This is a genomic window from Clostridia bacterium (assembly GCA_012840125.1).
Taxonomy (GTDB): Bacteria; Bacillota; DULZ01; order DULZ01; family DULZ01; genus DULZ01.
Map to the genome: position 1 here is coordinate 22518 of DULZ01000052.1, position 7595 is coordinate 30112.

The 7595-nt window shown below is 54.5% G+C and carries 4 protein-coding genes; all 4 read left to right on the forward strand.

Going from position 1 to position 7595, the window contains the following annotated elements; all coding sequences use genetic code 11:
- Positions 1-42 precede the first annotated feature (42 nt).
- The gene (xdhA, locus tag GXX34_06550) at positions 43-2322 is read left to right on the forward strand and encodes a xanthine dehydrogenase molybdenum-binding subunit XdhA (protein ID HHW07172.1); all 2280 of its coding nucleotides are present in this window, start codon (positions 43-45) and stop codon (positions 2320-2322) included.
- 12 nt (positions 2323-2334) lie between these two features.
- Positions 2335-3213 carry a xanthine dehydrogenase FAD-binding subunit XdhB gene (gene xdhB, locus GXX34_06555; GenBank protein HHW07173.1) on the forward strand — a complete coding sequence of 293 codons (879 nt, stop codon included), beginning with the start codon at positions 2335-2337 and terminating at the stop codon, positions 3211-3213.
- Positions 3213-3686, forward strand: a complete 474-nt coding sequence (locus tag GXX34_06560; protein HHW07174.1) for a (2Fe-2S)-binding protein — start codon at positions 3213-3215, stop codon at positions 3684-3686. The genes xdhB and GXX34_06560 overlap by 1 nt, the downstream gene beginning before the upstream one ends.
- Positions 3687-3973: 287 nt before the next feature.
- The gene (nifJ, locus tag GXX34_06565) at positions 3974-7489 is read left to right on the forward strand and encodes a pyruvate:ferredoxin (flavodoxin) oxidoreductase (protein ID HHW07175.1); all 3516 of its coding nucleotides are present in this window, start codon (positions 3974-3976) and stop codon (positions 7487-7489) included.
- Positions 7490-7595 lie beyond the last annotated feature (106 nt).

The window sequence follows — 7595 nt, forward strand, 5'->3', positions numbered from 1 at the left end:
GTGTTCAGCCAAGAAATTTCATGATGAAGGGGGAGGAGTAATATGCATACCGTTGGCAAGAGCGTCCAAAGGGTTGATGCAGTGGCCAAGGTCCGCGGACAAGCCAAGTATGTGGATGATTTAGTCAGTGGGGATGTGCTTGTAGCAAAGGTGTTTCGCTCCACAATTGCCAATGGCTGGGTCAAAAGGATTGACGTTTCCAAGGCAAGGGCCTTACCCGGGGTCGAACTGGTGGTCACCTATGAAGATGTGCCGGAACACTGCTTCCCGACCGCCGGCCACCCCTGGCACCTGGATCCCAGCAAGCGGGACATTGCCGACCGCAATTTGCTGACACGGCGCATCCGTTTTTACGGTGATGAAATTGCCGCCGTGGTTGCCGTCGATGAATTGACGGCGAAAAGGGCACTGGAACTCATTGAGGTCGAGTATGAAGAGTATGAACCCATCATCACCGTGGAAGACGCTTTGAAAGAAGGGGTGGAAGAACTCCACCCAGGGACCGGCAACATCTTGAAGGAAACGGAATGGTCTTGGGGCGATTTGGATGCCGCCTTCAAAAAGGCCGATTATGTGTTTGAAGATGAATTCAAGACCCAGCGGGTCCAGCATTGCCACTTGGAATGCCCGATTTCCTATGCATATCAGGAAAGCGACGGCAGGGTCGTCGTGGTATCCTCTACTCAGATTCCCCATATCATTCGCCGGATTGTGGCGCAAGCCTTAGGGATTCCCTGGGGCAAGGTTAGAGTGATCAAGCCTTATATCGGCGGCGGCTTCGGCAACAAGCAAGACGCTTTGACGGAGCCTCTGAACGCCTTCCTGGCGACCAAGCTTCCCGGCCGGGTAGTCAAACTGGAGTATACCCGGGAAGAAACTTTCTATGCCACCAGAACCCGTCACCCGATTGATTTCAAGATCAGGACCGGCGTCATGAAAGACGGTACGGTGGTGGCAAGAGAATTAGTAGCCGTTTCCGCCATCGGAGGCTATGCCTCCCACGGGCACGACGTAATCGGGAACGCCGGCAACAAGTTCAGGCACCTGTACCAGCATGAAGCCATCAGGTACAAGGCGACCACCGTCTACACCACCACACCGGTCACGGGTGCCATGCGGTCTTATGGAATTGCGCAGGTTAACTTCGCCATGGAATCCCACATGGAAGATGTCGCCCGGGCTTTGAACATGGACCCGATTGAGTTCAAGGAAAAGAACCTGGTGCAAGAAGGTTGGCAAGACCCGCTTTCGGGTAACATTGTCCGGACCAACGGCTTGCGGGAGTGCATCAAGCGGGGTAAAGAGTTAATCCGCTGGGATGAAAAGAAAGCCCTTTACAAGAACCAGACCGGGCCGAAGCGCCGCGGGCTGGGCATGGCTGTGTTCAGCTACAATTCCGGTCGCTACCCCCTGTTTGAAAACAGTGCCGCTAGGATCGTGATGAATCAGGACGGCTCCGTACAGCTGCAAATCGGGGCCACCGAGATCGGGCAAGGTTCTGATACCATCTTTGCCCAAATGGTGGCTGACACCATCGGGCTCCCGGTGGATATGGTTCATATTGTGTCTACTCAGGATACGGATGTTAGTCCTTTCGATACCGGGTCTTACGCGTCCCGGCAAACCTACGTGAGCGGCCGGTCCGTTGTCAAAGCGGCTGGGGAGATCAAGCGGAAAGTGCTGGAGAGAGTCCATATCATGACGGGTATTCCTGCCTCCGCTTTTGATATTGTGGACGGCTGGGTGGTATACGCCAACAATCAGGAACGGGTCATGCCCGTCGAGGATGCGGCCATGCACGCTTACTATGATCCGGAAACTTCCGATCCAATCACCGCCGATGTTACGGATAACTGCAAGTCCAGCAGCTTCCCCTTTGGGTGCACCTTTGTGGAAGTGGAAGTGGATATGCCCTTGGGTAAAGTGGAGATCCTGGAAATCTACAATATCCACGACAGCGGGCAGATCATCAATCCCCAGCTGGCGGAAGGACAGGTGCACGGCGGGGTCAGCATGGGCCTCGGCCAGGCTCTTTCCGAAGAGCTGCTCATTGATCCCAAAACAGGCAGGCCGTTAAACCCCAACTTGCTGGATTACAAACTGGGTACCATTATGGATACGCCCGATATCGGTGTGGAGTTTGTGGAAACCTATGAACCAACCGGACCTTTTGGGGCAAAAGCCATCGGTGAGACACCGGCCATTTCTCCCATGGCGGCCATCAGGAATGCCATTTTGGATGCAACCGGAGTGAAAATCAACGAACTGCCCATGAACCCGCAAAGACTGGTTGAGAAATTCAAAGCAGCAGGGCTGATTTAGGGAGGTGGAACTATGTTTGATACAGGCCGTGTTTTCGAAGCTCATTCCGTGCAAGAAGCGATTGAACTCTTAGTGGCCAATCCGGGTGCTAAGTTGATTTGCGGCGGTACCGACGTGCTCATCCAGGTCCGGGAAGGCAAATTGGCCGGGCGGGACCTGGTCAGTATTCATGGTCTACCGGAATTGACCGGTGTGACCATGGATGAGGAAGGAACCATTGCCATCGGCGCAGCTACCACTTTTACCAAGGTCATTAAGGATCCCCTTGTGAAAGAACACCTGCCCTTCCTGGCTCAAGCCTTGGAAACCGTCGGTGGTCCTCAAGTGCGCAACATGGGTACTATCGGGGGGAATGTTTGCAACGGAGCCACCTCGGCGGACAGCGCTTCTACCTTGTTTGCTTTGAATGCCAAGCTCAGGATTGTCAACAGCCGGGGGACCAGAGTGGTGCCGATCCAGGAGTTTTACCTGGGACCGGGCAAGGTGGCCCTTGAGTATGATGATGTCATGACCCACATCTTAATCAGCCGGGATAATTATGCCGGGTTTGGCGGCCAGTATATCAAGTATGCCATGAGAAAAGCCATGGATATCGCCACTTTAGGCTGCGCCGTCCTCTGTAAAGTTAAGGACAAGAATATCGTGGAAGACGTTCGCCTAGCTTTTGGAGTCGCCGCTCCTACTCCCATCCGGGTACCGGCGGCGGAAGAAGTGGCAAAAGGAAAGCCTTTCAGCGATGAGCTGGTAGAGGAATTTGCCAAGGCCGCGGTGCAGCAAGTCAACCCCAGGACATCCTGGCGGGCCTCGCGGGAGTTCCGGCTGCAGCTGGTGGAAGAGCTGAGCAAGCGAGCTTTCAGACAAGCCTTTAGCAATGCCGGGGGTGAATATTAATGCAGACAAAGGAAATTGCTTTCAAAGTCAACGGTAAAGAGGTAAAGGTAACCGTCGATGTGCGGGAATCCTTGCTGGAAGTACTGCGGAACCGGCTGCACCTTACCGGTACCAAGAAAGGCTGTGAAGTAGGAGAGTGCGGCGCCTGCACGGTGATCATCAACGGGGAAACCGTAGATTCCTGTATTTACTTGGCCATCTGGGCTGACGGCAAGGAAGTGCGCACCATTGAAGGGGAAGAGCGGAACGGCAACCTGTCCCGGATCCAGCAGGCCTTTGTGGAGGAAGGGGCCATCCAGTGCGGCTTCTGCACTCCCGGTTTTGTCATGTCGGCCACGGCATTGGTGGAAAGCGGCGAAAAGCTGACCCGGGAGGAAATCAAGAAGGGGATGACCGGGAACTTGTGCCGCTGCACCGGTTACCAGAACATTGTCCGGGCTGTGGAAAAGGTAATGAATGAAAAGCATAGTTAGATAGATGTTTGGCTGGGCCGGTTGCCCCGTGGTGGGGTACCGGCCTTCTTTGATGGGTCTTTTTGCCGGTTGCAATTTCTTTCTCCATTAAGCAGGATTCTTGTGCGAAAATAGGGAATCTTCTAATAAGTGCAGCTTGTTCTGACATAGTTGACAAGGATTCTCATAAATATTACACTGTGAGTGGTAGCAAATTGATGGTGAGTGGTAGAAACATTTCGATGAATGGTTGATTGCAAGGGGCATGTTTTGGCTAGTTATTTTTTTCATTAAGGAGGAAGAGAGTCATGTCTAAGGTGTTAAAGACCATGGATGGTAACACCGCTGCGGCTCATGTGGCCTATGCCTTTACGGAAGTCGCAGCCATCTACCCTATTACCCCTTCTTCGCCCATGGCCGAACTGGTGGATGAGTGGAGTGCCCACGGGCGCAAGAACATTTTCGGCCAAAGGGTTGAAGTGAAAGAAATGCAGTCAGAAGCCGGTGCCGCCGGGGCAGTGCATGGTTCCCTGGCAGCGGGAGCATTGACCACCACTTTCACTGCTTCACAAGGACTGCTTTTGATGATTCCCAATATGTATAAGATTGCCGGTGAGCTGCTGCCTGGCGTTTTCCATGTATCGGCGCGGGCGTTAGCCGCCCATGCTTTGTCCATTTTTGGTGATCACCAGGATGTGATGGCCTGCCGGCAGACAGGATTTGCCATGCTGTGTTCCGGCAGCGTCCAGGAAGTCATGGATCTGGCCGGCGTCGCCCACGCAGCTGCCATTAAGTCCAGTGTTCCTTTCCTGCACTTCTTCGACGGTTTCCGCACTTCCCACGAAGAGCAAAAGATTGAAGTGCTGGAATATGACCAACTAGCCAAATTAGTCGATCATGAAGCCTTGCAAAGATTCCGCCAGCGGGCCTTAAGACCTGAGCAACCGGTCACCAGGGGCACCGCGCAAAACCCGGATATTTACTTCCAGGGGAGAGAGGCGGCCAATAGATTCTACGATGAAGTTCCCGACATTGTAGCGGATTACATGAAAAAAATCGGGGAGCTGACCGGTAGGGATTACCGCCCCTTCAACTACTACGGCGCCCCGGATGCGGAATACATCATCGTGGCCATGGGTTCCGTTTGCGAAACCATCGAAGAAACCATCGACTATCTCCTGGCCCGTGGCGAAAAAGTCGGTCTCATTAGAGTGCACCTGTATCGCCCGTTTGCTGCTAAATACTTCTTCGATGTGCTGCCGCAGACGGTGAAGCGGATTGCCGTTTTGGATCGCACCAAAGAGCCCGGTTCCCTGGGTGAGCCCTTATATCTCGATGTCCGGGCCCTGTTCTACGGTCAAGAGGATGCCCCGCTGGTCATCGGCGGCCGTTACGGCTTGGGTTCCAAGGACACCAACCCGGCACAAATCCTGGCTGTTTATGAAAACTTGAAGGCAGCAGAGCCCAAAAACGGCTTCACCATCGGTATCGAAGACGATGTGACCAACCTGTCCTTGCAGCCCGTGTTGGGAGTCAACACGGCACCGGAAGGCACCATCTGCTGCAAGTTCTGGGGCCTCGGTTCCGACGGTACGGTGGGCGCCAACAAGAATTCCATCAAGATCATCGGCGACAATACGGACTTGTATGCGCAAGGGTACTTCGCTTATGACTCCAAGAAGTCCGGCGGTGTGACCATTTCCCACCTGCGGTTTGGGAAAAAGCCCATTAAGTCCACCTATCTCATTGACCAGGCCGACTTCATCGCCTGCCACAACCAATCTTACGTCTACAATTACGATGTGCTGGCAGGATTGAAAGAAGGAGGCACTTTCCTCCTGAACTGCACCTGGTCGCCGGAAGAATTGGAAGAGCACCTGCCCGCCGCTATGAAGCGGTACCTGGCCCAGCATAAGATCAATTTCTACATTATTAATGCCGTGAAGATCGCCAGCGAAATCGGCCTAGGCGGGCGCATTAACATGGTTATGCAAGCGGCTTTCTTCAAGCTCACCAACGTGATCCCCATTGACGACGCCGTCAAGTACATGAAGGAGGCCATCCGGGATACCTACGGCAAGAAGGGTGAGCACATCGTTCAGATGAACGAACAGGCCGTCGACCGCGGCATTGACGCTTTAATAAAAGTGGACATTCCCGCTCACTGGGCGGAGGCCCAAGAGGAAGCGGCTGTCACGAAAGAAGTACCTGAGTTTATTTCCCAGGTCCTGATCCCCATGAACCGTCAGGAAGGGGATAAGTTACCTGTCAGTACCTTTGTGGGCAGGGAAGATGGTACTTTCCCGATGGGCACTTCCCGCTACGAAAAGCGCGGTATTGCCATTGAGGTGCCGAAGTGGATACCGGAAAACTGCACCCAGTGCAACCAGTGCTCCTTTGTCTGCCCCCACGCGGCTATTAGGCCGTTCCTGCTGGACCAGGAGGAAGCCCGGAAAGCACCCGGCAGTTTTGTGACGGTGAAAGCTACCGGCAAGCAGCTGGAAGGGTTGTCCTACCGGATCCAGGTGAGCCCGTTAGATTGTACGGGTTGCGGCAACTGCGCCAATATTTGCCCGGCCAAGCAAAAATCCCTGGTCATGGAGCCCCTGGGCACGCAGTTGGATAGGGAACAACCCAACTGGGAATTTGCTATGACGGTGAAAGTCAAGGATAACCTCCTCAGCCTCACTACCATCAGAGGCAGCCAGTTTGCCCAGCCTTACCTGGAGTTCTCCGGGGCTTGCGCCGGCTGCGGCGAGACACCGTATATCAAGCTCATTACCCAGCTGTTCGGCGACCGGATGATGATTGCCAACGCTACCGGCTGTTCCTCCATTTGGGGCGCGTCCGCACCGTCAACGCCGTACTGCACCAATGCCGAGGGCAAAGGGCCGTCTTGGGCCAACTCCCTCTTTGAAGATAACGCGGAATTCGGTTACGGCATGGCCACGGCTGTAAAGCAGATGAGAGAGCGCCTGGCTGAGCTGATGCAGCAGGCGATGGACAGCGACATTCCGGCTGAATTGAAGGAAGCCTTCTCCGCTTGGTTAGCCGGCTATAAAGATGCGGGAGCGTCCAAAGCCGCGGCTAAAGCCATCGTGCCGCTGCTGGAGAAATACGCGACCGGGAATCCGGTACTGGAAGAAATCCTGGCGAAGAAAGATTACCTGGTGAAGAAATCCGTCTGGATCGTCGGCGGCGACGGTTGGGCCTACGATATCGGTTTCGGCGGATTGGATCACGTGCTGGCTTCCGGTGAAGACGTGAATGTGCTGGTCTTCGACACCGAAGTGTACTCCAATACCGGCGGTCAGGCTTCCAAAGCTTCCCCGACGGCGGCAGTGGCTAAGTTTGCCGCTTCCGGTAAGCGGGTGAAGAAGAAAGACCTGGGCATGATCGCCATGAGCTACGGTTATGTCTACGTGGCCCAGGTAGCCATGGGCGCCAACAAGAACCAGCTGCTCAAGGCCATCACCGAAGCTGAAGCTTATGACGGACCGTCCTTAATCATCGCCTATGCGCCCTGCATTAACCACGGTATTTACGCCGGCATGGGCAAGTCCCAAGAACAAATGGCCAAAGCCGTCGAAGCAGGCTACTGGCACCTGTACCGTTACAACCCCGAGCTGAAGCAGCAAGGAAAGAATCCCTTCAGCTTGGATTCCAAGGAACCTACCGCATCCTTCCGGGACTTCCTGTTAAGCGAAGTGCGCTATGCCTCCCTGCGGAGAACGTTCCCGGATGTGGCGGAAGAGCTCTTCGCCAAGGCGGAAGAAGATGCCAAGGAGCGCTACCAGACTTATCTCCGCTTGGCTCAAGGATAATAACCCCGAACTCAAAGCCCGTCCCCGCGACGGGCTTTGAGTTTTTTAGTTTGTTGACCACTCAGCGTCTTGGCGTTCGGTGTTAGTCGATGGCTGCAGGGAGCCC